This window comes from Microbulbifer zhoushanensis (genome assembly GCF_021729055.1).
Taxonomy (GTDB): Bacteria; Pseudomonadota; Gammaproteobacteria; order Pseudomonadales; family Cellvibrionaceae; genus Microbulbifer; species Microbulbifer zhoushanensis.
Genome location: NZ_JAJSAO010000004.1, coordinates 123771 through 147222, shown reverse-complemented (window position 1 = coordinate 147222; position 23452 = coordinate 123771). Strand labels below are relative to the sequence as shown.

Sequence of the window (23452 nt, the reverse complement as noted above, 5' to 3'; positions counted from 1 at the left end):
GGGGCGAGGTATCAGTGCCGGGTTTTGTTGGGATCCAGGTCCTCGCTCAGCACATCGTCATAGACCGGCTGCCCGGGGATCTTGTGGCCCTCACTGGCCCATTCCCCCAGGTCGATCAGCTTGCAGCGCTCACTGCAGAAAGGGCGGAAGGGGTACTTTTGGGCATCCCACTCGATTGGCTTTTTGCAGGTGGGGCAGTTTACGGTAGGGCGGTCGGCAGTCTTCTTGGTCATAACTCTTCAGTGGTCGGCGGATTCAGCCAGCTGCAGGTACTTCCGGTGCAGCTCGGCAACCTGGGCGCCAAGGCTGGCGAGGTCGCCCGCATTATCCAGAATATCGTCCGCCCGTGCCAGCCGCTCCTCACGGGACAGTTGCGTGGCCATGATCCTGCGGATCTGTTCGGGGCTATTGCCATCGCGGCTGCCCGCGCGCGCCAGTTGCACCTCTTCCGGTACATCCACCACGCAGACGCGCTGTACCAGCTCGTACTGGCCGGACTCGATCAACAGGGGGGATTCCAGGATGGCGTAGGGACTGTCACTTGTCCGGAGCGCACGGATAATTTCCTCGCGGATCAGCGGATGCAGCAGGGCCTCCAGCCATTTGCGCTCTACCTCGCTGGCGAAGACCCGCTGGCGAAGACCCGCCCGGTCCAGCTCGCCGCTGTCCAGCAGTATTCCGGCACCAAAGTGGGAAGCAATCTTCTCGAGCGCGGGCATGCCCGGTTGCACCACCACCCGTGCCGCCCAGTCAGCATCCACCACATTGATGCCGTGCTCGCGAAAACAGGAGGCTGCCGCAGACTTGCCGCTGCCAATACCCCCGGTCAACCCAATTGTCAGCATGTGGAGCCACCTTCACCCGTGGGAGCGGCCCATGGCCGCGAACCAGTCACCAGTCAATAAACCGGCAATCATCACCCGTAGGAGCGGCCGCTGGCCGCGACCCACCAGCTTCTATAAAGTTAGCCGCCCAGCCCCGAATAACTCAGGTACCACCCCATCAACTGCTCGCCCCACAGCATCGCAATCCAGCCGGCACCGGCCAGGTAGGGTCCGAAAGCAATGGGCAGGTTCTTGTCGCGCCCGGCAATAGCACTCCAGGTAAGGCCGGCGACCGCGCCGACCGCTGCCGAAAGCAGGATTACCAGCGGCAGCATCTGCCAGCCAAACCAGGCGCCGATAGCGGCCAGGATCTTGAAGTCCCCGGCCCCCATGCCTTCCTTGCCGGTCAGCAGCTTGAATATATGGTAGACCGACCACAGCGCCAGGTAACCGGCAATGGCGCCAACCACCGCGTCCTGTAGCGGCACAAACAGCCCCCAGCAGTTCACCAGCAGCCCCGCCCAGAGCAGGGGTAGGGTGATGTTGTCCGGCAGCAGCTGCTTGTCAAAATCGATGCCTGTCAGCGCTACCAGTGCCCAGGTAAACACACAGCCCGCCAGCGCCTGCCAGGTAAAGCCCAGTTGCCAGACCACAATGGCGGTCAGGATACCGGTGGCCAGTTCCACCAGCGGATAGCGTTTGGAAATAGGCGTAGCGCAGTTACTGCATTTTCCGCCCAGCGCCAGATAGCTGACCAGGGGGACATTGTGCCAGGGCTTGATTTCAGTATCGCAGTTGGGGCAGTGGGAGTGGGGGAGCACCAGGTTGAACGGTTCTTCCAGTTCAGCTTTCTCGCCCGCCTTGGGCTCCTGGCCAAAGTAACTGTAGAAATCCCGTTTGTACTCGCGCTCCATCATGATAGGGAGGCGGTAGATGACGACATTCAGGAAGCTGCCGAGGATGGCACCCAAAAGAAAAGCGCTGCTAAGTAGCAGCGCCTGTTGTACAAGCAGTGAGTCAAACATCAAGTGACCTATCCAATTACATTGCCGAGGTTGAAAATTGGCAGGTACATGGCAACCATGAGTCCACCGACTAGCACGCCCAGGACGGCCATGATCATCGGTTCCAGCAGGGTAGTCAGGTTGTCGACCATGTTGTCGACAGCTTCTTCGTAAAAGTCGGCAGCTTTACTCAGCATTTCATCCAGTGCACCAGATTCCTCGCCGATAGCAGCCATCTGGATCAGCATGGTGGGATAGAGGCCAGTCTGGCGCATTGCCACATTGAGCGGCACGCCGGTAGAGACGGAATCCCGGATCTTGAGCGTTGCCTCTTCATAGATGCAGTTGCCGGTGGCACCGGCAACGGATTTGAGCGCCTCGATCAGCGGCACGCCCGCAGCAAAAGTAGTAGACAGGGTGCGACCGAAGCGTGCGGCAATCGAGTTATAGGTAATCTGGCCGATAATGGGAATCTTGAGAGAAAGGCGGTCAAAAAACTGTGCCACTTTCTTGTTGCGTTTCTTGACCTCGAGTGTGCCCCCGATGGTGATGATCAAGGTAAGCAGGGCATAAAACCAGTTTGCCTGCATCCACTCGGACAGGTTCACCACGAACAGGGTGAAAGCCGGCAGGTCGGCGCCGAAGTTCTGGAAAGTTGACGCGAACTGCGGTACCACCTTGATCAGCAGGATTGCAGTCACGACAATGGCCACGATGATCACCGCGATAGGGTAGGTCATCGCTTTCTTGATCTTGGCCTTGAGCGACTCGGTCTTTTCCTTGTAGGTGGCAATACGATCCAGCATGGTTTCCAGTGAGCCGGACTGTTCACCGGACGCGACCAGGTTGCAGAACAGGTCGTCGAAGTAAAGCGGGTGCTTGCGCAGGGCTTCGGCGAAGGCGGTGCCCGAGGCAACGTCTTCACGAATTTTCATAATCAGCTCTTTAACGCCGGGCTTGTCAAGACCGTCGGCAACAATCTCGAAGCTCTGCACCAGGGGCACACCGGCCTTCATCATGGTGGCCATCTGGCGGGTAAACAGGGCGATATCCGCGGGTTTAATCTTCTTGCTTCCCCCGAAGAGCGGTTTGGGCTTTTTCTGCACGCGGTTGGCAATAATTCCCTGTCGCCGAAGCTGGGCTTTCACCAGTGCCGGGTTGTTACCACTGATCTCTCCCTCGACCTTGTTGCCCTTGGCGTCCACACCCTTGTAGACGTACGCGACTGCTGAGGCGTTGGCCATTTTTTATTCCCGTATTTGTTATTCTCGTGGCTGTTGCCACCGTCGATTAAAAAATAAACTCAATAGGGAGCCCGCCTGGGACAGGATCCCCGTATAAGCCCGGTCAGTCTTTGGTCACCCTGTTCGCCTCTTCCAGGCTGGTAACACCTGTGACTACTTTGCGGAGCGCGGAAGTGCGGAGGTTGTTGAACCCCTCCTTGCGGGCCTGGTCTGCAATCTGGATGGAATTTCCACCCTCCATTATAATTCTCGAGATTCCGTCGGTGATGCGAACCACTTCGTAAATACCCACGCGACCCTTATAGCCCTTGGCACAGTGTTCACAGCCCACAGGCTGGTAGATCTTCCACTCCTTCCGTTCGATATCCACTGCGCCGAACCCTTCCTGCTTGAGTACCTCGTCAGGGAGGCTGGCCGGCTTCTTGCACTCGCTACAAAGGCGGCGGGCCAGGCGCTGGGCAATAATCACGGTGACTGAGGTGGCGATATTAAAGGTAGGGACCCCCATATTCATAAGGCGGGTCAGGGTTTCCGGTGCAGAGTTGGTGTGCAGGGTGGATAGCACCAGGTGGCCGGTCTGGGCGGCCTTGATGGCGATCTCTGCAGTTTCCAGGTCCCGGATCTCGCCCACCATGACGATGTCGGGGTCCTGGCGCAGGAAGGAGCGCAACGCCTCGGCAAAATCCAGCCCCACCCTGGGGTGGACGTTGACCTGGTTGATACCCTCCAGGTTAATTTCCACCGGATCCTCAGCGGTGGAGATGTTGCGCTCTGAGGTATTGAGGATATTCAGGCCGGTATAGAGGGATACGGTTTTACCGGAGCCGGTAGGCCCTGTGACCAGGATCATGCCCTGGGGCTGGGCCAGGGCGTCCATGTAGATTTTCTTCTGTTCATCCTCGTAGCCGAGGGCGTCAATCCCCATCTTGGCCGAGGAGGGGTCGAGGATCCGCAGCACGATTTTTTCCCCCCAGAGCGTGGGGAGACTGTTGACCCGGAAATCGATCGCCTTGGTCTTGGACAGCTTCATCTTGATGCGGCCATCCTGGGGTACCCGCCGCTCGGAAATATCCATTTTGGACATTACCTTCAGGCGCGCGGAGATTCGGGGGGCCAGCTGGATCGGTGGGCGGGCCACCTCATGCAGTACGCCGTCAGTACGCAGCCGGACCCGGTAAGTCTTCTCGTAGGGCTCAAAATGAATATCTGATGCACCGGTGCGGATAGCATCCAGTAGAACCTTGTTTACAAAGCGTACAACCGGTGCCTCATCCCCACCGGGGTCATCATCATCTGTCGCATCGACCTCGCCGCCGACGTCCAGGGCATCGAGCTCATCGTCATCCATGCCCTGCAGGCCAGCTCCCATATCACCACTGTTGGAGAGATAGCTGTCGATCGCCTTGGCGAGCTTATCCGCCTCTACAAGAACTGCTTCGGTATTCAGGCCGGTATTGAAATTGATTTCATCCAGGGCGGCCAGGTTGGTGGGGTCGGCCACTGCCACGAACAGGCGGTTGCCGCGCTTGTACAGAGGCAGGGCAAAATGCTTACTGATCAGGTTTTCGGCAACGACTTTTTTGGGGATCAGGTCAAAGTTGTAGCTGCTCAGGTCGAACAGGGGGGAGCCGAAAGCCTGCGAGGCAATGCGGGCGAGTTCGCGGCTCTTGACCAGCTTGGCCTCTACCGCGTGCTGGGCGAACGACTGGTTCTCTCGCCTTGCCGCCTTGGAGGCGGATATGGCCGTTGGCTCGTCCAGTAGCTTGTCGGCCACCAGGCGTTTTGCCAGACCGCTGAGGGGGATACTGCTCATAAGATGTTGACGCGTCGCTCTTGCTGCGGGGGCACTGCCAGTACTCAATGGCTGGCAATACGCCGTTTTGGTTGTTTTTTGTTCTGACTTTGTGTGCGTTCGTGACTATTGGCCTATTTCTTCTTGTGGAGCTGGTGGAATATTACGACCATCGGAACCGGTTTTCCGGAGCCCGCCCGCTGTATCGAGGGGACTTCCCGCCAAGGGCTTAATATAACCAAGAAAAAGGGGTGGGCCAAACGCGCCGCAGGCTAGTGATGGCTCTTTGAGGGTGGGGGAGTTCACATTCCTTACATTATTATGGCTGGTGATTTTTTGAACGGCGAGTATGGGCAACATTATTGCGGAGAGGGTGAGCGACACTTTACTGAGTATTATGACAATTTGCGTCACCTTCTGGTTTAAAGCGCCACCCCAGTTAAAAAATCGCGGTAAGCCTGCGCCGTAACCCTGCGGATTTATTACATTTACGCGCTTGCGCGAATTGGCACAAAGCTTGTATCTTTTACCGCGACTTCCTCACGGGATTTCAGTCAAACCACAAATGTCTGTATGGAGACGGTTACAATGAAAAAACAACAGGGTTTTACTCTTATTGAATTGATGATCGTGGTAGCGATCATCGGTATTCTGGCGGCGGTCGCTATTCCGCAGTACCAGAACTACGTTACCAAGTCCCAGGTTACCCGCGTAATGAGCGAGGTAGGTGCCCTGCGTACCGCAATGGAAACCTGCCTGCTGGAAGGTCGCGACAATATCGTCACCGGCGCCCCGGCAAACCCGGAGGACTGCAACCTGGGCTGGACTGCCAGTAACCTGCTGGGTGTTGAACTGCAGACTGGTCTGGAAGTAACCATCAACGACGATGGCACCGCCACCATGGCCGCCTCTTTTGGTGGTAACGCCGCTACTGTCCTGACTGACAAGTTCCTGGGCTGGGGCCGCAGTGTCGATGGCGTCTGGACCTGCACCACTGATGTCGACCAGAAATACCGTCCGACCGGCTGTGCCCAGGGCGATGCGCCTGATACCACTGGCGAGACTGCTACTGAAACGACTGCCTAATCATCAGTTTGGTTTAGATTCGTTTCTGTAGTATCTATAAAGGGGGAGAGCTGGGGCTCTTCCCCTTTTTTCGTATATACATAAGCTCCAAGAGCTGGTGATGATAGGCAGTAGGTTTATTACAAAGCGGGTAGCCATAAAAGGTGCCGTATACATCAGTGTTGTTCTGCTCTGTATGGCCCTGGCACACTACTGGGTGACCCAGCCGCTGTTCTGGAAAAAGATTCCCTACCGTCTGCAGGCATACCAGCTGGCCTTCACCGGGGTGGACTGCCAGCCGGGCTCACCACAGGGCCTTGCCGGCCTGCTGAAATACCACGCCTTACCGGATTTTGCCCTGGCCGGGCAGGTCTTCTACATAAACTCCCAGGGTGATCGCTACGGCTGCCGGGTGGCACCTGATGAAAGTAGCGGCGACCATTACCGCCTGGCCAGTATGACAAAGGCGGTCACGGCGCATGCGGTACTCAAGCTGGCCCGTGAGGGCCTGCTTGAGTTGGATTCCCACCTGCTGGATTATTTCCCCGAAGTGGATGTCACTGCCCTGCGGGATCCCAGGCTGAAGTCAGTCACAGTCTCCCACCTGCTCAATCACTCCTCTGGTTTTGGCGGTCCATTTGGCTCGGACAATATGGTGAAGCAGGGGGAGACCCCATGGTGCCCGTATGATTTCCGCCAGCTTGAAAAGGTGCGCCTGGCGGGGCGGCCGGGCACAAACCATGTTTACAGTAACGTTTCTTATTGTCTGCTGGGGGAGGTCATTTCCCGGGTGACAGGCGTTCCCTATCGCCAATATGTAAAGCAACATTACTTATCGGGCACAAAGCTGGACTTTGTGGACGGGAAATATCTACCGGAAGAGCCGGATTATGATTTCATCAATGATTTCAAGCTGGGCCGGGAGTATGTGAATTGGCTGGATTTTTCGGCATTATCTTCCGCCGCCGGCCTGATAGGTCCACCTGATGCTTTTGCGGCAATGGTATGGGAGCATTTCCATAATGATGCCGGGAAACTGCTGAACGGGCCTTTAGTTCCGGGGTGTGGTAAGGGTGGCGTTGACCGCTGCTATTCCTGGAATTTTGAATTGCAGTTCAATAGCCATGGCGAGGCTATTGCCGGCGTGCAGGAGGGGTATGTGCCCGGGGCCAGCTCCTTACTGGCGATTACCGGGGAAGGCCAGGTCCTTGTATGGGTCGCTGCAGGTGCTGCGATTGCTGACGGGCACAAGGAGCAACTCAAGTCCGCGGTCGTGGAGTTTATGCAATCCCAGGGGATGGAAGAGCGGCTGGCTGGGGTCTCCCCGGCTCCCTAGGTGCAGCTGATCATTTCCCCGTAGTCGGCAGCGCATGATTCGGAGCTTTTCTGCAGGGTTCACCGAAAACTCCTCACTGCCTGGATTTCACTCCACGCCAGGCACTGGATTTGTTGTGCAACCAAATGAATTACAGGTTGGGCTTTTGTGTTGGCACGGCTGATTTGAACCCTGCCCATAATTTGCAAAGTATATCCCTGTTTAATTTCTGCCCGGTAGCGTTCCTGAACATTCTCCCAGATCACCACGTTAACAACCCCTGTTTCGTCCTCGAGCGTTAAAAACATCACTCCAGCGGCGCTGCCCGGTCGCTGTCGGCAGGTGACAAGCCCAATCACGTTAACCGCTTCACCATCCTGGCAGTAAACCAGATCGCGTGCCTTGCGGCAGAAGCGGAACCGTTCCTTTCTCCGTAAAAGGGCGATCGGGTGTTCCCTCAATGTCAGCCCGGTACTGGAATAGTCACTAATACTGTTGTCTTCAAGGCTATTGGATGGAATGTGATTGCTGGTGGGGGCTTGCTCCTCCCGGTCCAGCGACTGCCATGTGTCCAGGTAGCGGTTCCCTGTCAGGCTGTGAAAGGCGTTGGCGCTGGCGAGCAGGCCGAGCTGGTCGCTGTGCAGCTTGGCGAGCCTGCGGAACTGGGCCAGGGAAGTGATGTGGTGATCGTGCCGCAGCCCGGTGATGGTATCCGCCGTCTGCTGTTCCAGGCCTTTTACCAGGCGCAGGCCGAGGCGCAACATGGGTGTGCCGCCACTATAGTCTGGTGCTGGCCTGGAAAGGGATATTTTGCTGGATTCCGGCATTGAAGCGTGGTTATCGGCGAATTCCAGCCGGTGGTCCCAGTGGCTGTAGAGCACATCCACAGGCAGCACCTTCACATTGTGCCGCTGGGCATCGTAGACCAGCTGGGCCGGGGCGTAGAAGCCCATGGGCTGGCTGTTGAGCAGGCCACAGTAAAAGGCCGCCGGGTGGTGGTGCTTGATCCAGGCTGAGAAGTAGGCCAGCAGCGCGAAGCTGGCTGAGTGGGACTCGGGGAAGCCGTAGGAGCCGAAGCCCTTCATCTGCTCGAACAACTGCTCGGCAAATTGCGCCTGGTAGCCGTTGGCGAGCATGCCGGCCACCAGCCTGTCCCGGAACTGGTAAAGATTGCCGTTCTTGCCCCAGCTGGCCATGGCGCGGCGCAGCTGGTCGGCCTCGCCGCCGTTGAAGCCGGCGGCCACCATGGACAGCTGGATCACCTGTTCCTGGAAAATGGGTACGCCCAGGGTGCGTTCCAGTACCGGGCGCAGGTTCTCGTGCGGGTAGCTGACCGGTTCCAGTCCCTGCTTGCGCTTCAGGTAGGGGTGTACCATACCGCCCTGGATAGGCCCCGGGCGCACGATGGCGATCTCGATGGTGAGCTCGTAGAAATTCCTTGGCTGCAGCCGCGGCAGCATGCTCATCTGCGCGCGGGACTCGATCTGGAAAACCCCCACGGTATCTGCCCGGCACATCATCTCGTAGACGCCCGGGTCCTCGGTGGGGATGTCCCGTAGCTGCATTCTCGGTCCGTAAAGGCCGATATAGGTCAGCGACTTGCGCAGGGCCGTGAGCATACCCAGGGCGAGAATGTCCACCTTCATCAGTTTCAGGTCCTCGATATCCTCCTTGTCCCACTGGACGATGGTGCGGTCCTCCATGGCGGCATTCTCGATCGGCACCAGGGTATGCAGGGGTTGCTCGGTAATTACGAAGCCGCCCACGTGCTGGGACAGGTGCCGGGGGAAACCGCGGACCTGTGCCATCAGCTTCGGCAGCATGCGGCCGGCGTTGCCCCGCGGGTCGATCCCCACTTTCTGCATCTGCCGGGGGAAATCCTCCATGGTGTCCCACCAGGCCCGCTCGGCAATCAGTTGCTCGATGGTGGCGCTGCCCAGCCCCAGGGCCTTGCCGATATCCCGCAGGGCGCTCTTGAAACGGTAGCTGATCTTGGTGGCGGCCAGCCCGGCGCGCTCGCGGCCGTATTTGCGGTAGATGTACTGGATGATTTCCTCGCGTCGCTCATGCTCGAAGTCCACGTCGATATCCGGCGGTTCGTCGCGTTCGCGGGATATAAAGCGTTCGAACAGCAGGCCGATCTTGTGGGGGTCTATTTCGGTGATAAAGAGGCAGTAGCACACTACCGAATTCGCGGCCGAGCCACGGCCCTGGTAGAGGATATGCTGGCTGCGCGCGAACTGGACGATGTCGTGGATGGTAAGGAAGTAGTGTTCGTACCCCAGCTCGGCGATCAGTGCCAGTTCCTTTTCTATTTGTGCGGCAATATGTGGTTCGGGACCCCCTGGCCAGCGCAGTTCCTTGCCGGCCTCCACCAGTTCCCGCAGGTACCCGTCCGGGCTTTTACCGGCAGGCAGTACCTCCGACGGATACTGGTAGCGCAGTTCATCCAGGGAAAATTGGCACTGGTGGGCGATTTCAATGGTGTTCGCAATTGCTCCTGTCAGCTGCAGGCTGGCAATCTCATCGAGCGGGCGCAGGTAACGCTCGGCGTTCTGCTCCAGTCGGTAGCCCAGTTCGTCGAGAGTGCAGTTGTGGTAGCAGGCGTTGAGTACATCCTGCAGGGGCTTGCGACTGCGACAGTGCATCAGCACCGCACTGGTGGCCACCAGTGGCAGTTGTTGCCCGGTGGCAAAGGCCAGAAGTTCCCGGTTATGTTCGTTCTGGCGTGGGAGTAACTGGTTGCTGAAGGCGATATACAGGCGACCCTGGAAATGACTCTTGAGGCCTGCAGGTATTTCCAGTGGTTGGTGGCGGGGTAGCCAGATGGCGATGCATTGCCGGGTTATCCGCAGCAGGTCGTCGAGCCTGGTCTCGTACTGGCCTTTGGGCGCGCGCAGGCGGGAGGTAGAGATCAGCTGGCATAACTCGCTGTAGGCTTGCCGGTCCGGTGCCAGTAATACCAGTTCACAATTAATGTCAGATAAGCGGAAGTAGCTGCCGCAGATCAGTTTGAGGTTGCTGCCATCAGCTTTCAGTTCCTCCAGTTGTTTATAGGCGCGGACCGCGCCCGAAAGGGAACATTCATCGGTAATGGCCAGGGCGCGGTAGCCCAGTTCATGGGCACGGGTAACAAGTTCCTGGGGATGGGAAGCACCCTGGAGAAAAGAGAAGTTGCTCTGGCAGAAGAGTTCGGCGTACTGCATACCAATTCTGGCTGTCTTGGTCTCTGCACCTCCCCCTGTGCGAGTATTCAATCCTGTATTTAAATGGATTCTGTCGGACGTTCGTCGAGCGCCAGCTCTACGCTCCACCGAGCGTGATGACTATTCCTGAGCGGGGTCAGGCTTGGGGCCGGCAGGTTTATACCTGGGTCACGCGTAAACCCCATGCAGGTACCAGGCCTCCGAGGTCAGGTCCTGGAAGACCCAGTAGAGTGCACCTTCGTCACCGCGGGCAATGTAGTAATCGCGGGCGTGGCGGCGGTGTTGCCACCAGTAGCCATCAATGCGTTCCGGGCCCTGCAGCAGGCGCAGCTCGCCGCGGTAGAACAGGCGCTGGTTGCGGCACTGGATGCGATCGGGACGCGGGAGCAGCCAGTTGGGGCGCGGTGCATTCACCGGTTGCAACTGGTGGCCGCGTTTGCGGCTGTTCAGCACCAGGTTGTCGGCACTCTGCCATGCCTGCTCCGGCAGGTGACTCTCCTTCAGGGTGACGCCTGACAGTGACTGGTGGCCCAGCCGCGCCTTGAGCTTGTCGATTAGCTGGTGGCTGCGCTGCACGCGGCTGGCTTCCCCGAACAGGTCATCGTCCACCGAATCCTGGCCCAGCGGTTGCAGCCTGTCGCAGGTCAGGCCGATTGCCTGTACAGGTTGCTCGAGGGTGAGCCGCTCGAGTTGCAGCTTTGTCAGGGCGATCAGGCGCTGGGGATCCAGTTGCGGTCGCGAGATTTCCACACTGAGCACCTTGCAACTCTGTTGCCCGAAATCCAGTTTCCAGCGCAGCTGCTGGCTGTAGAGCTGTCGCCGCTGCAATTGCTGGCACAGCTCGCGGACCAGCCGGCCGGCGGGAAACAGCAGCTGCTCGCTGTTATCCAGCGGGCTGGGAAAAAACAGCTCACTGTGGAACTCCGGCGGTGGCTGGTAACTGGGGACCGGGTCATGGCGGGTGCCGTTGAGGCGCGCCAGGTAATTGACAAAGTCGCGCCCGAAGCGGGTCCCCACCTCAGACAATGGTATGGCCAGTAACTGGCTGACCCGCTTGATACCGCAGGCATAGAGTTTGGCTATGGTCTTGTGGTCGCTGTCCAGCAGTTTGCCGGGGGCAAAGCTGATCCACTGGCGCCATTGCTGGGGAGAGGGCGGTGCCTTGGCCCCGGCCAGCCACTGCCTGTGCTCTTCCAGCTGGCTCAGCATATGGGCAGCACTGGGGCTGTGCCCCAGGCCCATAAAGGCACTGATATGCATCTGTTGCAGTTCGCTGCGCAACTGCTGCAGGAGCGGCTCCAGTCCGCCATTGGCTTTCAGGCAGCCGCTCAGTTCCAGGTAAAGGCAGGCGAAGCTGCCATCATCGCTGTGCGGGGATGCCGCGCGGGGGGAAACCACCGGGGTGAAGCTGTAACCCCACTGGGCCAGTTCCTGCAGCAGCTGTGATTCGCGCTCGGTATCCCGGGGAAGGAGTTCCAGGTCCGCGCACAGCGCACAGGCAGTGGCAATGGTCAGTCCGCCGGTGACAGCGCGCTCGCGGGCACTGCTGTTGACGTCCACCACCTGCTCTTTCTCCACAACCGCGCGGGGAGAGCCATCAGGCCCTGCTTGCTGGGCGCGGGTCAGTGCCTCTAACGGCAGGTTGGGGAACTGTATGCAGAGCCAGAGCATTGTATTTTCCCTGTCGTGTCTTACCGCATTGGTTATTCAGAGAGTTTTTTCGCGGCCATGGGCCGCTCCTGCAGAGAGCTTTATACTCTTCCCGGCAATCAGTGCAGTGGCCCGTCGCGGCGGGTCAGGTCCGCGGCCCGGGCCAGGTGCAGCTGCTGTCCCGAGCGGCCGCCCAGCTGTTTGATCAGCTTCAGGGCCAGCTGGTCGCCGTCGCTTGCGAGCTGCAGCCGCAGGCTGGCCGGTGAGGGGCTGCTGGCACAGGATTGCGGGCGGAAGTGGAAGTGCAGACATTCCCCATCCCGTGCGGCCACCTGCAGCCGGCGCAGGTCCCTGTCCGCGGGCGGCTGTCGTTCCTGCCAGCTGAGCAGGGCGCCGCAGCAGCCAGACTGCAGTGTTTGTTCCATGGCCCAGAGAGTGTCGCGCGGTCCCCGGGGATGCAGGATCAACAGCTTTTCCAGTTGCACCCCGGCACTGGCCAGCGCCGGGGCATAGGGGATATGGGGCGGGTTGACCAGCACGACCATCTGCTCCTGGCGGGTGAGTTCCGCCAGTGCCGGTAGCAACAGGCTGAGCTCGCCGATACCGGACTGGTCCACCAGCAGTTCGGTGGTGGCGCCACGGGGCCAGCCGTGTCCGGCCAGCAGGGCATCGAGCCCGCTGTAGCCGGTGGCGATGCCGTTACGCCGGCGGTGATGCTCATTGGCCGCCTGCCAGATATCCGCCCGCGCCAGCAGCTGGTCCAGGCGTTGCTGCTTGAGCTGATCAGTTAACTGCTTGTTTTGTATAAGGTTTTCGGCACTGCTCACGATATCTGCCCTCGCGATCTGGTCCCTTTGGGAGCTGTTTCTGTATATCTGTACAGTATGTACTGTTGATTTATACAGTAGTCGGGCTGCCCCAACAAGGGTATGGGGCTTGATCGGGCATGGATTTCCACCAGTTCCATCACCAGGTCCGGTGGTGACGGGGAAGGTGCGGTGTGGGCGGGACTTACCCCGGGACAGGCAAAGGCGGCATTCCGGTGCCAGCCAGTCGCGATTGACACTTTTTTGCACAGTTCAAACCGGCTATGATTCCGCCTCTTTACAGACCTGCACAACGACAAGCACAGCCGATTCAAATGAGGGGGGCGGAGTGAGTATCAAATCCGATAAGTGGATTCGCCGGATGGCCGAGCAGAATGGCATGATCGAGCCGTTCGAGGCGAGCCAGGTACGCCACAATGGCAGCGGTGAACGCCTGATTTCCTACGGTACCTCCAGCTATGGCTACGACGTGCGCTGTGCCCCGGAATTCAAGATCTTTACCAATGTGCACTCCGCCACGGTGGATCCGAAGACCTTCGACGAGAACAGCTTTGTCGACGTGGTGGGCGATTCCTGCGTGATCCCGCCCAACTCCTTTGCCCTGGCGCGTACAGTCGAGTATTTCCGCATCCCGCGCTCGGTGCTGACCATCTGCCTGGGCAAGTCCACCTATGCGCGCTGCGGCATCATCGTCAATGTGACGCCGCTGGAGCCGGAGTGGGAAGGGCATGTGACCCTGGAGTTCTCCAACACCACCAACCTGCCGGCGAAGATCTACGCCCACGAGGGTGTGGCCCAGATGCTGTTCTTCGAGTCCGACGAGGTCTGCGATGTGTCCTACAAGGATCGCGGCGGCAAGTACCAGGGCCAGCGCGGCGTGACCCTGCCGCGGGCCTGATGGCCTGCTCCTGCGCCGGGTGCCCGCCGTGCCCGGTCCCTTCTGCTTTCCCCACCCCATGAGTGAAGCCAGTCCCAACCCACTGCCCGAACAGGTCGATGTACTGGTGATTGGTGCCGGTGCAGCCGGTCTTATGTGTGCGGCAGTGGCTGGCCAGCGTGGCCGCAGCGTGCTGGTAGTCGATCACGCAAACAAGGTGGGCAAGAAGATCCTGATGTCCGGTGGCGGACGCTGCAATTTCACCAACCTGTACACCGCGCCGGAAAACTTCTACAGCCGCAACCCGCATTTCTGCAAGTCGGCACTGGCCCGTTATACCCAGTGGGACTTTATCGCGCTGGTGGAGAAGCACGGGATCCCCTATCACGAGAAAACCCTGGGTCAGCTGTTCTGCGATAACAGGTCCCGGGATATCGTTGACTTGCTGCTGGCGGAGTGCCGTGAGGCCCAGGCGCAGATTCGCACCCGCTGTAGCATTGAAAGTATTGAGCCGGTGAATACTGGCTACCGGGTGAATACCAGCCTTGGCACAATGCAATGCGAATCCCTGGTGGTTGCCACCGGCGGCCTGTCGATTCCAACCATGGGGGCCACCGGGTTTGGCTACGACATCGCCCGGCAGTTCGGCCTCAGTATCGTGCCCACTCGCGCCGCCCTGGTGCCCTTTACCCAGCACAAGCGCCAGCTGCAGCGGCAGGAAGACCTGCCCGGCAGTGCCCTGGCGGTGACCGCAAGCTGCGGCAACGGCAGTTTCCATGAGCAGATGCTGTTTACCCACCGCGGGCTGAGTGGCCCGGCCGTGCTGCAGATCTCCAGCCACTGGCGGGAGGGCGAGGCCGTCAGCTTTGACCTGGCCCCGGACCGGGAGCTGGCGCACTGGCTGAATGAGCAGCGGACCGAAAAGCCGGAGGCACACCTGCACACGGTACTCGCGACACTGTGGAGCAGGAAACTGGTCCAGCATTTCCTCGCTGAGAAGGGTATCGAGAGTCGCCCGCTGAAGCAGTTCAGTGCGGCAGAGCTGGCTTCGATTGGCGAGAAACTGCAGACTTGGCAGCTGGTGCCTGCGGGTACCGAGGGTTATCGCACAGCCGAAGTGACCCTCGGTGGTGTTGATACAAATGCGGTCTCCTCGCGTACCATGGAGTGCAAGTCGCAGCCTGGGCTTTACTTTATCGGCGAGGTGCTGGATGTGACCGGCTGGCTGGGCGGCTATAACTTCCAGTGGGCCTGGGCTTCCGGGCACGCGGCCGGGGAGGTGGCATAATCCCGTGGCCCACCAGCAGGCCATTTTCTCCATTGCCGTTGTAGGCGCGAACCTTCTGTTCGCCCTCGGGGGGGCGCGGTGGTTTGTGGATTCCGGGATCGGATCAAGGCCGTCATGACGTCCATGTGCCGGAATACCGGGAGCGGGCGCACACAAGGTGCGCCCCTACAGGTTATGCATTGCCCAATAGGTGTATGTCGGCTCCAGCGCGTTACGTAGGGGCGAACCTTGTGTTCGCCCTTGTGGGTGGGGAATGCTCTGTCCCGGTGGCGCCAGGGCTGTGCCTGGTGTGCCAGGGCAGGCTCCTGTAATAATTGTTCTCCTGTGGGGAGATTTACCTTTATGGGCGATGTAATCCAGTTCAAGAAGAAGACCGCCTGGGAAAAGCACAAGGGCAAAAGCCTGTGCCGGGATGGTTTTCACAAGTGGCAGGTGGTCACCGAGCGGAAGTTCGATGTGAAACAGGGCAAGCTGGTAACCGAGTATCGTTGCCAGCGTTGTGGCAAGACCAAAACCAAACTGCTCTAGGGCATAACCGGCCAGGTAAACCGGCCGTTACTGTCGACCTCACCTACCAGACTCTCGAACTGCTTGACGACAATCAAAAAAAGCCGGCGCATGCGCCGGCTTTTTCGTTCTTGCGGGGCAGGGTGATCAGTCAGCGGCCTGTGCCGCAACCGATTCCTCCGCCACACCCATTTCCTCCAACAGGTTGTGGGCGCCGTCCACTTTTTCCATTACCCACAGCATGTATTCCACATCCACGTGGATTGCCCGGGTGTTGTCATTGAAGTCCCAGTCAGCATTGATGCTGTCGTAGGTGCCGTCGAAGGCCAGGCCGATCAGTTCGCCCTTGCCGTTCATGGTAGCGGATCCGGAGTTGCCGCCGGTGATATCCACTGTGGTGAGGTAGTTTACCGGCACTGAGTCCAGCTTCTCATCGTAGAAACGGCCATAGGCTTTTTCCTCGATGGCATCCAGCAGGGCCTGGGGTGCGTCGAACGGGTCCTCACCGGTGTACTTGGCCTGGATACCGCGCAGGGTGGTGAAGGGTACGAAGCTGTCCTTGCCATCGTTACCGTCTTCGGGTGCCTTAACAGTGCCCGCCGGCGGGGTGTAACCCTTTACCAGGCCATAGGTCACGCGCAGTGAACCATTGGCATCCGGGTAGACGGGCTTGCCCTGTTCCTTGTAGTAGGCAATCAGCAGGTCCATATAGCGTGGGCGCAGCTGGGCAAAGCGGCCGGTCATGGCCTTGTCCTTTTCCTCGATTGCATGCATGTCCTCATACATGGAAACAGCCAGCTGGATAAACGGATCCTCGCTGTTGCGGAAGTCTTCCGGCGACTTTTCCATCCAGTCCAGGCGCGCCTGGGTTTCGGTCAGGCCAGTGTCTTCGTACATCGCGGACAGCTTTTCCTGCAGGGCATCGCCGCTGGCGTCGTCGCCCAGGAATTCATCGAAGCTGGCAATGCGCTGTTCTGCCGGCAAGGCGTTGTAGCGCTCGATAAAGTAGGTCCAGATGGCCTGATCCACTTCCGGGTGGAAACGGCGCTCGATACGCTTCATGCCCTCGGTAAAGCGGGTCATGTCACGTTCCTGGTAACCCGGCTCGCGCTCCATATCCGGCTTCTGCTTTTCCAGGCTCAGCCGGTACAGCTTGCGCGCCGCACTCAGCATGGCCGAGCGGTCCATATAGCGCAGTACCAGGTCGCGCTCCTGGGTGGACTGCTTCTCATTGATCAGCGCCTGAAGGTCCGCCAGTAAGGAGGCGTACTTGTCGGCGGATTCCGGGTTGGCCTCGATCCAGGCCTGCAGGTCCTGTTCCAGCTGGCGCTTGCGCTGTAGCAGGTCGCTGCGGCCATAGCCTTCCATCATTCCGGTGAAGTTCTTGGAGTAGTTGTTGAGGCCGGCCACCAGGCTGGCGTACTTCAGCTCCGCATCCTTGTTGCCCGCGCTGGCCTCGCTGATGGTTTCAGACCACTCCGCCAGTACTTTCTGCATGGTGGGGTAGTACCAGTTGAAGTTGCTGTCCACCTCCGCCGCAGTGCGGTAGCGGTTGGTGCTGCCCGGGTAGCCGGCCACCATGACAAAGTCGCCCTTTTGTGGGCCCTCGGTGGATACTGTCAGGTGATGTTTGGGCTGGTACGGAACATTGTCCTCGGCGTAATCCGCCGGCTTGCCGTCGGGGCCCACGTAGGCGCGCAGGAAAGAATAATCGCCGGTGTGGCGCGGCCACATCCAGTTGTCGATATCGCCACCGAACTTGCCGATGGAAGAGGCGGGCGCGTGTACCAGGCGCACATCGCGGATTTCCAGTTGCTTGATCAGGTAGTAGCTGGCGCCGCCATAGTAGCTATAGACCTCACAGCGGTGGCCGGGGTCGGATTCACAGGCGGATACCAGGCCTTTCTTGGCGTCCTCAATGGCGGCAAAGCGCGCGGCACCATCCATATCCTCGCTGAGGGCTGCATCGATCTTGTCAGTCACCTCATTCATATCGACGGTGACGTACACCCGGGAACCCGGTGCCGCGGGCAGTTCCTCGTCCAGGGACTTGGCCAGGAAGCCGTTCTCCAGCAGGTCGTTGTCTTCGGTGGAGTTATAGGAAATGGAGCCATAGGCACAATGGTGGTTGGTGACCACCAGCCCCTCGGGGGAGACGAACGAGGCGGTACAACCACCCAGGCTGATCACCGCGTTCATGGGGAACTCGGTGAGGTCGGTCATGGTTTTCGGGTCCAGCTCCAGACCCAGGTCTTTCAGTTTGCCGCTCAGCTGCGGCAGCTGGCTCGGCATCCACATGCCCTCGGTGGACACTACCGTGTCTGGCTTGCCGGTTTCCGCGGCGGCCTGCTTGTCGCCGGCGGGTTTGTCACAGGCTGCCAACAGCGCTGCGGCCAGTGGCAGGACCAGCATGGAAGATCGCTTTATTGTTCTCACGGCGTTTCCTCAGGAATCTTTATTAGTTGTCTAAAAACTGTGCGACGGTAAGCCCGTCCGCAAGACATTCATATTCCCACAGTTCCGTGATCGAGGAAAACCCGGCCCCGGCGAGAGCCGGCATGCCACTGGCACCTTGCATCGATTGTCATTGCAGGCTAAGCCAAACCCGACAGGGGATCGAGCGGGTAATGGTGGGTGGTGTCAGGTGATAACAGCAAGAGCCCGGGCATGATCGCCCATGCCCGGATCTCTTATTTACGGAGGGGACTAGCGGTAGATGCGACGGCCGTGGCGGTCGTAGTAGTAATACCGTTTCTTGTTGCGGTCGTAGAGGTAGCCCGCCCCGGCGCCGAGAACGGCGCCCGCCGCTGTGCCGCCCGGACGACCGCCCGAGATCAGGGCGCCAGTGACAGCGCCGATGCCTGCGCCGGTACCGATACGGCGGTCGGTATCACTCATATTCGCACAGCCTGTGAAAACCAGGCCGGTGGCGAGCAGGGATGCGAGTCCCGCACGCCTGAAAGATTGCATAGCCATAAAGTGACTCCTGATCCTGCTGGGATAGCAATTCACAGGCCCATGTTATGGTGGCGTCCCGGCCGCTCCCAATTTGGTATGCGGGTGTCGATGCCGGATAATGGTATTTCCACTGACACAAGCAAGGGCTCAGGATGTTCGATAAGCAGGACCTGGTGGACATTGCCAGGACCCCCATGCCGTTTGGCAAGTACTCGGGCCGTGTGCTGATTGACCTGCCGGAGGAGTACCTGCTCTGGTTTGCCAAGAAAGAGTTTCCGGCGGGACGCCTGGGACGGTTGATGGCCCTGGCGCTGGAGATCAAGATCGAGGGCCTGACCGGACTGATCGACCCGTTGCGCCACGGGAATGCCCGTGGCTATGAGAGCGCAGGCTGAATATCACCAGCGTTGGTTGGCAGGATAAGTGACCGGCAATCCGGTCACGATTTCCGGTGCCAGTTGCCATCCCCCCCCTTCTCATACTTTTGCTTGACGGCAGACCAGGCCACCGCGTGGGCTGCCTCTTCCCGCGATTTGCCCTCCCTGCGATCCTCTGGCCGGGCGTATTCCTCCCAGGCGCTGTTGAAGGCTTCCTTGTAAATATCCTGGGCCTTTTCTGGCAGTACATTACGGACGCTTTCCGGTAATTCGTTGCGGTTCCGATAGGGCATGGCGGCTTATCTCCGGGTGGGGAAAAGGGTGCTGTCACACTAGTATATGTAGTGCCTAGGTAAGAAGCTTCGACCCTCCTTAAAGGGCGAAGCGGCAAGAAAAAGCGGTCCGTAACTGGAGGTTGGACTAACCCGTAAATAGACCCACAGCGGGTGACCACTGGTCTGAGACGACTTCAGCGAGGTGAACAGCGGGAGTAGAGCCAACCAGCTTAAAGAGAGGGAGCGGTCGAAATGAATTCGGCCGCTATTTCTTTGTGGGTTCCACTTTTTCACTTCCAGGCTGCCTTTGCTGTACTCCCTTTGTTCCCCCTGTATTTATCCCATCAGGATTTTCGTCGTATCACTTCAGGACCGCTGTTTCGCTGGCCCTCGAGTCCTGTGCGACCACATACAGGAATTGAAGCAAACAGCATGTGATTGAACCCCAATGGGAACATATGTCCCGGAAAGCTCGGTCAAAAAGAATTTTCATGCCCCTTGTTACATAACCGGACGCTGATTGGTCGCAATTCACGACCAGACCGTGAAATTAATCCCAAGTATGGCTTTGCGGGCTGGCAAAGATACCGATGTGAAGATACGGTGAAACTTAAATGACATCGCTGTCATATTTCCGGAATTTAATGACAGCGGTGTCATTTTGTGAGGTTTGCTCTTGCGGGCTCGGAAGCCCGACCCGGAAACAATAAAAACGCATCAAGGTGAAAATCATGACAAGAATCAACCCGGCCCGCTGGCGCCGGGCGCTGCTTGCGCTCGGACTGGCCGGCACGTCGACAGCACTGGCCGCACCCGGCGCGCCACAGATCGAGTGGATGGAGACCAACTTCGCACTGGTCGAAGTGGATGATACCGCCACCGCCTATGAGCAAATTGTCACTATCCGTGACTATGCCGAGGTCCCGGTCTCATGGACCAAGTATTCCGGTGACGATGGCGATACGGTCCAGTACCTGCTGAATGGTGAGGTGTTACTGGAGCAGGCGGCATCCGGCACTGGTAGCCAGAGTGGCTCTGCCACCCTGCAGGTTTCACAGGGCGGCAAGTATGACCTGCAGGTTGCGCTGTGTGACGACACCGGTTGTAGCGCTTCGTCTGCCACCCCAATCGTGGTGGCGGACACTGATGGCAGTGGCCTGGACCCCCTCGAGACCGCCGTGGCCGAGAACAATCAGCCCTATGCCAACACCAGTGATTCTGTGGTGGGCGCGTATTTTGTGGAGTGGGGCGTCTACGGTCGAAAGTTCCCGGTGGACAAGATTCCCGCTTACAACCTGACCCATATTCTCTACGGATTTATTCCCATCTGCGGTGGCGATGGCATCAATGACAGCCTCAAGTCCATCTCCGGAAGTTTCGAGGCCCTGCAGAGATCCTGCAGTGGACGGGAAGACTTCAAGGTGGGTATCCACGATCCCTATGCAGCAGTGCAGAAGACCCAGTCGGGCCAGGATTTCTCCAGCCCCTACAAGGGCAACTTCGGCCAGCTGATGGCCCTCAAGCAGGCTTACCCGGACCTGAAGATCCTGCCTTCAATTGGTGGCTGGACCCTGACAGACCCGTTCTACTTCCTCGGTGACGCCACCAAGCGCCAGACCTTTGTCGATTCGGTGGAAGAGTTCCTGCGTACCTGGAAATTCTTTGACGGCGTGGATATCGACTGGGAATACCCCGGCGGCGGTGGTTACAACACGGCACTGGGTGCACCCGAGGATGGTGAGACCTACCGTATCCTGATGCGTGACCTGCGCGCCATGCTCGATACGCTGGAGCAGGAGACCGGCCGCGAGTACCAGCTGACTTCTGCCGTCAGTGCGGATTCTGCCAAGGTTGCCCGGATCGATTACGGTGCCGTCGACCAGTACATGGATTACATCTTCCTGATGTCTTATGACTTTTACGGGGCCTGGAGTAATGACTCATTGGGTCACCAGACCGCACTCTATGCTCCGAGCTGGGATCCCACGGACAACTTCAATGCCAGTAGCGGTGTCAATGCAGTCCTCAATGCGGGGCTTTCCCCGGGCAAGCTGGTGCTTGGTGCCGCCATGTATGGCCGTGGCTGGACCGGGGTTTCCGGCTGGAGCGGAGGCAATCACCTCACCGGTACCGCCACCGGGCCAGTCTCCGGCACCTGGGAAGCCGGCGTGGTGGACTACCGCGATATCGTCGCGCGCCTGGCCAGCGGTGGGTATGAATACCATTACGACAGCACTGCCCAGGGTGCCTACATCTTCAATCCCACCAACGGCGACCTGATCACCTACGACGACGCCACCTCGGTGGCGACCAAGGGTGCCTATGTGCGCAGTAACGGGCTCGCCGGTCTCTTCGCCTGGGAAATCGATGCGGATAATGGCGATATCCTCAATGCCATGCATGAGAGCCTGGGCCACGGGGGCGGCACCAACAACCGCGCACCGGTGGCTAATGCAGGCGCTGACCAGGTCGTGGATGCGGGCGCTGTTGTCAGTCTCGACGGCACCTCTTCCTATGACCTGGACGGTGACCCACTCAGTTACAGCTGGTCCCAGACGGGCGGCACTACTGTCCAGCTGCAGGGGGCTGCCGGCGCAACCGCCAGCTTTACTGCGCCGGATGTCTCAGCCGACACAACCCTGGCATTCCAGTTGGCGGTGAGCGATGCGGAACCCCTGAGTGACAGCGATATCGTGGAGATACTGGTGCGGGCGCCGCAGCCGAACCGTGCACCGGATGCGAATGCCGGGGCCGACCAGTCGGTAGTGACTCCGGACACCGTCACCCTGGATGCCAGTGCTTCCAGCGATGTGGATGGCGACAGCCTGACCTACAGCTGGACCCAGGTCAGCGGTACCGCCGTCAGCCTGCAGAATGCCGGCAGCGCTACCGCCAGCTTCTCTGCCGCCGAGGTTGCCTCTGCAGAGAGCCTGGTATTCGAGGTGTTCGTCGATGACGGCGATCTCACCGATACCGACCAGGTTACCGTAACCCTTCTGCCTCCCCAGTCCAATACGGCACCGGAGGTCTCCGCGCCGGCCAGTGTGACGGTAGTCGAAGGTGAAAGTGTGCAGGTAACTGCCACGGGCAGCGATGCCGATGGTGACAGCCTCACCTACAGCTGGAGTGCGCCGGCATTCAATGTGGCCAATGGCGATAGCGCCACTGTCACCCTGACGGCGCCGCAGGTGGGCAGCGACACCAGCTATACCGCTACGGTAACGGTCTCGGACAGTATCGACTCTGCCAGTGCCACCGTGACGGTCAATGTGACCGATTCCGGTTCCGGCGGTGGGGGCAGCTGCGAGCTTGTTGATCCCAATGCGGGTAGTTACCCGGCGTGGGCTTCCGGTTCCACCTACCTGGGTGGTGACCTGGTCAGCCACGAGGACCTGGTCTGGGAAGCCAACTACTGGACCCAGGCGAAACCGGGCCTCGATTCTGCCGACTGGTCACTGGCCAGCGATGTGGAGGTGCCCTGGAGCGCATCAAAGGCCTATAACGGTGGTGACGAGGTTAACTACAATGGCCGTCGTTACCGTGCCCAGTGGTGGACCCAGGGCGAGGAGCCCGGCGTGGCCAGTGTCTGGGAAGATATAGGCGAGGCCAGCTGTAACTGATCCCATTCTCACAGGATGGAAAAAGAAGAAGGGCACCCCAGGGTGCCCTTTTTCGTGTGGCTCGGGCTGTACCGGAGCCTCTCGGTGCGGTCAGGCTGTTTTCACAGCGGGATTCGGATGACCACGCCGCCCATGGTTTCGCCGAGTTCAAAATCGGTGCGGGGACTGTCGATATGGTCGTTGTGGCAACTAACGCAGGCCGGTGAAACAGCGACGTCAGGATAGATCGCGGTGTAATACTCGGTGCCGCCCAGGTTTTCCGTGCCGTAGAAGTTCTGGCCGGGGTTATCCATCACGAATTCCAGGCCCTGTTTTTCCAGGTCGGTGCGCGGCGCGTTCTGCTTGTTGATGGCCCAGAGTGAGAGCAGTGCATAATTGAATCCGGCCTCCTGTTCTGCCACCCGTTCCGCGCCCATGCGGAGCATCTGGGCCGGAAGTGGCAGGGCCTGCTTGTCCTTCCAGTGCTCCTCGGCCTTGATGACCCCTTCCTCGTTTTGCAGGCGATTGACCACATTGTTGGTATAGCTGGCCCGGTCTGCTTCAATGACCGCGAAAATGGCATCCGCCATTCTCTGGGGTGCAATCCCTGTTTTTTCGCCACAGGCGGTTAACAGTGTGGCTAG

Annotated in this window: 19 protein-coding genes; 7 read left to right on the top strand and 12 right to left on the bottom strand. The window is 59.3% G+C overall.

Annotated features, from left to right (window positions below):
• Positions 1 to 11 precede the first annotated feature (11 nt).
• From yacG to pilB, 5 genes are all read right to left on the bottom strand, one after another.
• Positions 12 to 233, bottom strand: coding sequence for a DNA gyrase inhibitor YacG (gene yacG, locus LVD10_RS09320; protein ID WP_232941315.1), 222 nt, complete (start codon positions 231 to 233; stop codon positions 12 to 14).
• 6 nt (positions 234 to 239) lie between these two features.
• Positions 240 to 845 (bottom strand): dephospho-CoA kinase, encoded by a 606-nt coding sequence (gene coaE, locus LVD10_RS09315; RefSeq protein ID WP_232941316.1) that lies wholly within the window; start codon positions 843 to 845, stop codon positions 240 to 242.
• A gap of 119 nt (positions 846 to 964) precedes the next feature.
• Complete coding sequence (locus tag LVD10_RS09310; protein WP_237063361.1) at positions 965 to 1849, bottom strand: prepilin peptidase; 885 nt, start codon at positions 1847 to 1849, stop codon at positions 965 to 967.
• A gap of 8 nt (positions 1850 to 1857) precedes the next feature.
• On the bottom strand, positions 1858 to 3072 hold the full coding sequence (locus LVD10_RS09305) for a type II secretion system F family protein (protein ID WP_237063358.1): 1215 nt from the start codon (positions 3070 to 3072) through the stop codon (positions 1858 to 1860).
• Between the two features lie 103 nt (positions 3073 to 3175).
• Positions 3176 to 4885: a type IV-A pilus assembly ATPase PilB gene (gene pilB, locus LVD10_RS09300; protein ID WP_237063356.1), complete on the bottom strand. Its 1710-nt coding sequence runs from the start codon at positions 4883 to 4885 to the stop codon at positions 3176 to 3178.
• 567 nt (positions 4886 to 5452) lie between these two features.
• Here pilB and LVD10_RS09295 point away from each other — a divergent pair.
• Positions 5453 to 5950: a pilin gene (locus tag LVD10_RS09295; RefSeq protein ID WP_237063354.1), complete on the top strand. Its 498-nt coding sequence runs from the start codon at positions 5453 to 5455 to the stop codon at positions 5948 to 5950.
• 100 nt (positions 5951 to 6050) lie between these two features.
• On the top strand, positions 6051 to 7265 hold the full coding sequence (locus LVD10_RS09290; protein ID WP_237063352.1) for a serine hydrolase domain-containing protein: 1215 nt from the start codon (positions 6051 to 6053) through the stop codon (positions 7263 to 7265).
• Positions 7266 to 7324: 59 nt separating this feature from the next.
• Here the strand turns inward: LVD10_RS09290 and LVD10_RS09285 are convergent, their stop codons facing one another.
• The 3 genes from LVD10_RS09285 to imuA form a co-directional block, all read right to left on the bottom strand.
• Positions 7325 to 10450, bottom strand: a complete 3126-nt coding sequence (locus LVD10_RS09285; protein ID WP_237063350.1) for an error-prone DNA polymerase — start codon at positions 10448 to 10450, stop codon at positions 7325 to 7327.
• A gap of 168 nt (positions 10451 to 10618) precedes the next feature.
• Positions 10619 to 12121: a Y-family DNA polymerase gene (locus LVD10_RS09280; RefSeq protein WP_237063348.1), complete on the bottom strand. Its 1503-nt coding sequence runs from the start codon at positions 12119 to 12121 to the stop codon at positions 10619 to 10621.
• 98 nt (positions 12122 to 12219) lie between these two features.
• Entirely contained in the window at positions 12220 to 12927 is a 708-nt protein-coding gene (imuA, locus tag LVD10_RS09275; protein ID WP_232941330.1) for a translesion DNA synthesis-associated protein ImuA, read from the bottom strand.
• 328 nt (positions 12928 to 13255) lie between these two features.
• On the opposite strand from imuA, the gene dcd reads away from it, so the two are divergent.
• From dcd to LVD10_RS09260, 3 genes are all read left to right on the top strand, one after another.
• Positions 13256 to 13825 carry a dCTP deaminase gene (gene dcd / locus LVD10_RS09270; RefSeq protein WP_232941331.1) on the top strand — a complete coding sequence of 190 codons (570 nt, stop codon included), beginning with the start codon at positions 13256 to 13258 and terminating at the stop codon, positions 13823 to 13825.
• A gap of 58 nt (positions 13826 to 13883) precedes the next feature.
• Entirely contained in the window at positions 13884 to 15092 is a 1209-nt protein-coding gene (locus LVD10_RS09265; RefSeq protein WP_237063346.1) for a BaiN/RdsA family NAD(P)/FAD-dependent oxidoreductase, read from the top strand.
• Between the two features lie 342 nt (positions 15093 to 15434).
• A complete protein-coding gene (locus LVD10_RS09260; RefSeq protein ID WP_232941333.1) occupies positions 15435 to 15620 on the top strand; it encodes a hypothetical protein in 186 nt (61 codons plus the stop codon).
• 126 nt (positions 15621 to 15746) lie between these two features.
• Here LVD10_RS09260 and LVD10_RS09255 read toward each other — a convergent pair whose 3' ends face one another.
• Together LVD10_RS09255 and LVD10_RS09250 are read right to left on the bottom strand one after the other, a co-directional pair.
• A complete protein-coding gene (locus LVD10_RS09255; RefSeq protein WP_439651238.1) occupies positions 15747 to 18026 on the bottom strand; it encodes a S46 family peptidase in 2280 nt (759 codons plus the stop codon).
• A gap of 279 nt (positions 18027 to 18305) precedes the next feature.
• Positions 18306 to 18575 carry a YMGG-like glycine zipper-containing protein gene (locus LVD10_RS09250; protein WP_232941334.1) on the bottom strand — a complete coding sequence of 90 codons (270 nt, stop codon included), beginning with the start codon at positions 18573 to 18575 and terminating at the stop codon, positions 18306 to 18308.
• Between the two features lie 134 nt (positions 18576 to 18709).
• Between LVD10_RS09250 and LVD10_RS09245 the strand changes: the two genes are divergently transcribed.
• Positions 18710 to 18952, top strand: a complete 243-nt coding sequence (locus LVD10_RS09245) for a DUF3820 family protein (protein WP_232941335.1) — start codon at positions 18710 to 18712, stop codon at positions 18950 to 18952.
• 44 nt (positions 18953 to 18996) lie between these two features.
• Here LVD10_RS09245 and chaB read toward each other — a convergent pair whose 3' ends face one another.
• Positions 18997 to 19227: a putative cation transport regulator ChaB gene (gene chaB, locus LVD10_RS09240; protein WP_232941336.1), complete on the bottom strand. Its 231-nt coding sequence runs from the start codon at positions 19225 to 19227 to the stop codon at positions 18997 to 18999.
• Between the two features lie 713 nt (positions 19228 to 19940).
• On the opposite strand from chaB, the gene LVD10_RS09235 reads away from it, so the two are divergent.
• Positions 19941 to 22829 carry a glycosyl hydrolase family 18 protein gene (locus LVD10_RS09235; protein WP_237063344.1) on the top strand — a complete coding sequence of 963 codons (2889 nt, stop codon included), beginning with the start codon at positions 19941 to 19943 and terminating at the stop codon, positions 22827 to 22829.
• A 101-nt stretch (positions 22830 to 22930) separates the two neighbouring features.
• Here LVD10_RS09235 and LVD10_RS09230 read toward each other — a convergent pair whose 3' ends face one another.
• A complete protein-coding gene (locus LVD10_RS09230; protein WP_232941338.1) occupies positions 22931 to 23398 on the bottom strand; it encodes a Tll0287-like domain-containing protein in 468 nt (155 codons plus the stop codon).
• Positions 23399 to 23452: the final 54 nt, after the last annotated feature.

Excerpts from the sequence above, each read along its gene's own strand:
- LVD10_RS09265 (WP_237063346.1), top strand. The coding sequence starts at position 13,884 with ATGAGTGAAGCCAGTCCCAACCCACTGCCCGAACAGGTCGATGTACTG.
- LVD10_RS09230 (WP_232941338.1), bottom strand. The coding sequence starts at position 23,398 with ATGGCGGATGCCATTTTCGCGGTCATTGAAGCAGACCGGGCCAGCTAT.
- LVD10_RS09285 (WP_237063350.1), bottom strand. The coding sequence starts at position 10,450 with ATGCAGTACGCCGAACTCTTCTGCCAGAGCAACTTCTCTTTTCTCCAG.
- yacG (WP_232941315.1), bottom strand. The coding sequence starts at position 233 with ATGACCAAGAAGACTGCCGACCGCCCTACCGTAAACTGCCCCACCTGC.
- LVD10_RS09295 (WP_237063354.1), top strand. The coding sequence starts at position 5,453 with ATGAAAAAACAACAGGGTTTTACTCTTATTGAATTGATGATCGTGGTA.
- LVD10_RS09235 (WP_237063344.1), top strand. The coding sequence starts at position 19,941 with ATGACAAGAATCAACCCGGCCCGCTGGCGCCGGGCGCTGCTTGCGCTC.
- LVD10_RS09245 (WP_232941335.1), top strand. The coding sequence starts at position 18,710 with ATGTTCGATAAGCAGGACCTGGTGGACATTGCCAGGACCCCCATGCCG.
- LVD10_RS09290 (WP_237063352.1), top strand. The coding sequence starts at position 6,051 with ATGATAGGCAGTAGGTTTATTACAAAGCGGGTAGCCATAAAAGGTGCC.
- coaE (WP_232941316.1), bottom strand. The coding sequence starts at position 845 with ATGCTGACAATTGGGTTGACCGGGGGTATTGGCAGCGGCAAGTCTGCG.
- LVD10_RS09280 (WP_237063348.1), bottom strand. The coding sequence starts at position 12,121 with ATGCTCTGGCTCTGCATACAGTTCCCCAACCTGCCGTTAGAGGCACTG.
- LVD10_RS09305 (WP_237063358.1), bottom strand. The coding sequence starts at position 3,072 with ATGGCCAACGCCTCAGCAGTCGCGTACGTCTACAAGGGTGTGGACGCC.
- LVD10_RS09250 (WP_232941334.1), bottom strand. The coding sequence starts at position 18,575 with ATGGCTATGCAATCTTTCAGGCGTGCGGGACTCGCATCCCTGCTCGCC.
- LVD10_RS09260 (WP_232941333.1), top strand. The coding sequence starts at position 15,435 with ATGGGCGATGTAATCCAGTTCAAGAAGAAGACCGCCTGGGAAAAGCAC.
- chaB (WP_232941336.1), bottom strand. The coding sequence starts at position 19,227 with ATGCCCTATCGGAACCGCAACGAATTACCGGAAAGCGTCCGTAATGTA.
- LVD10_RS09310 (WP_237063361.1), bottom strand. The coding sequence starts at position 1,849 with ATGTTTGACTCACTGCTTGTACAACAGGCGCTGCTACTTAGCAGCGCT.
- pilB (WP_237063356.1), bottom strand. The coding sequence starts at position 4,885 with ATGAGCAGTATCCCCCTCAGCGGTCTGGCAAAACGCCTGGTGGCCGAC.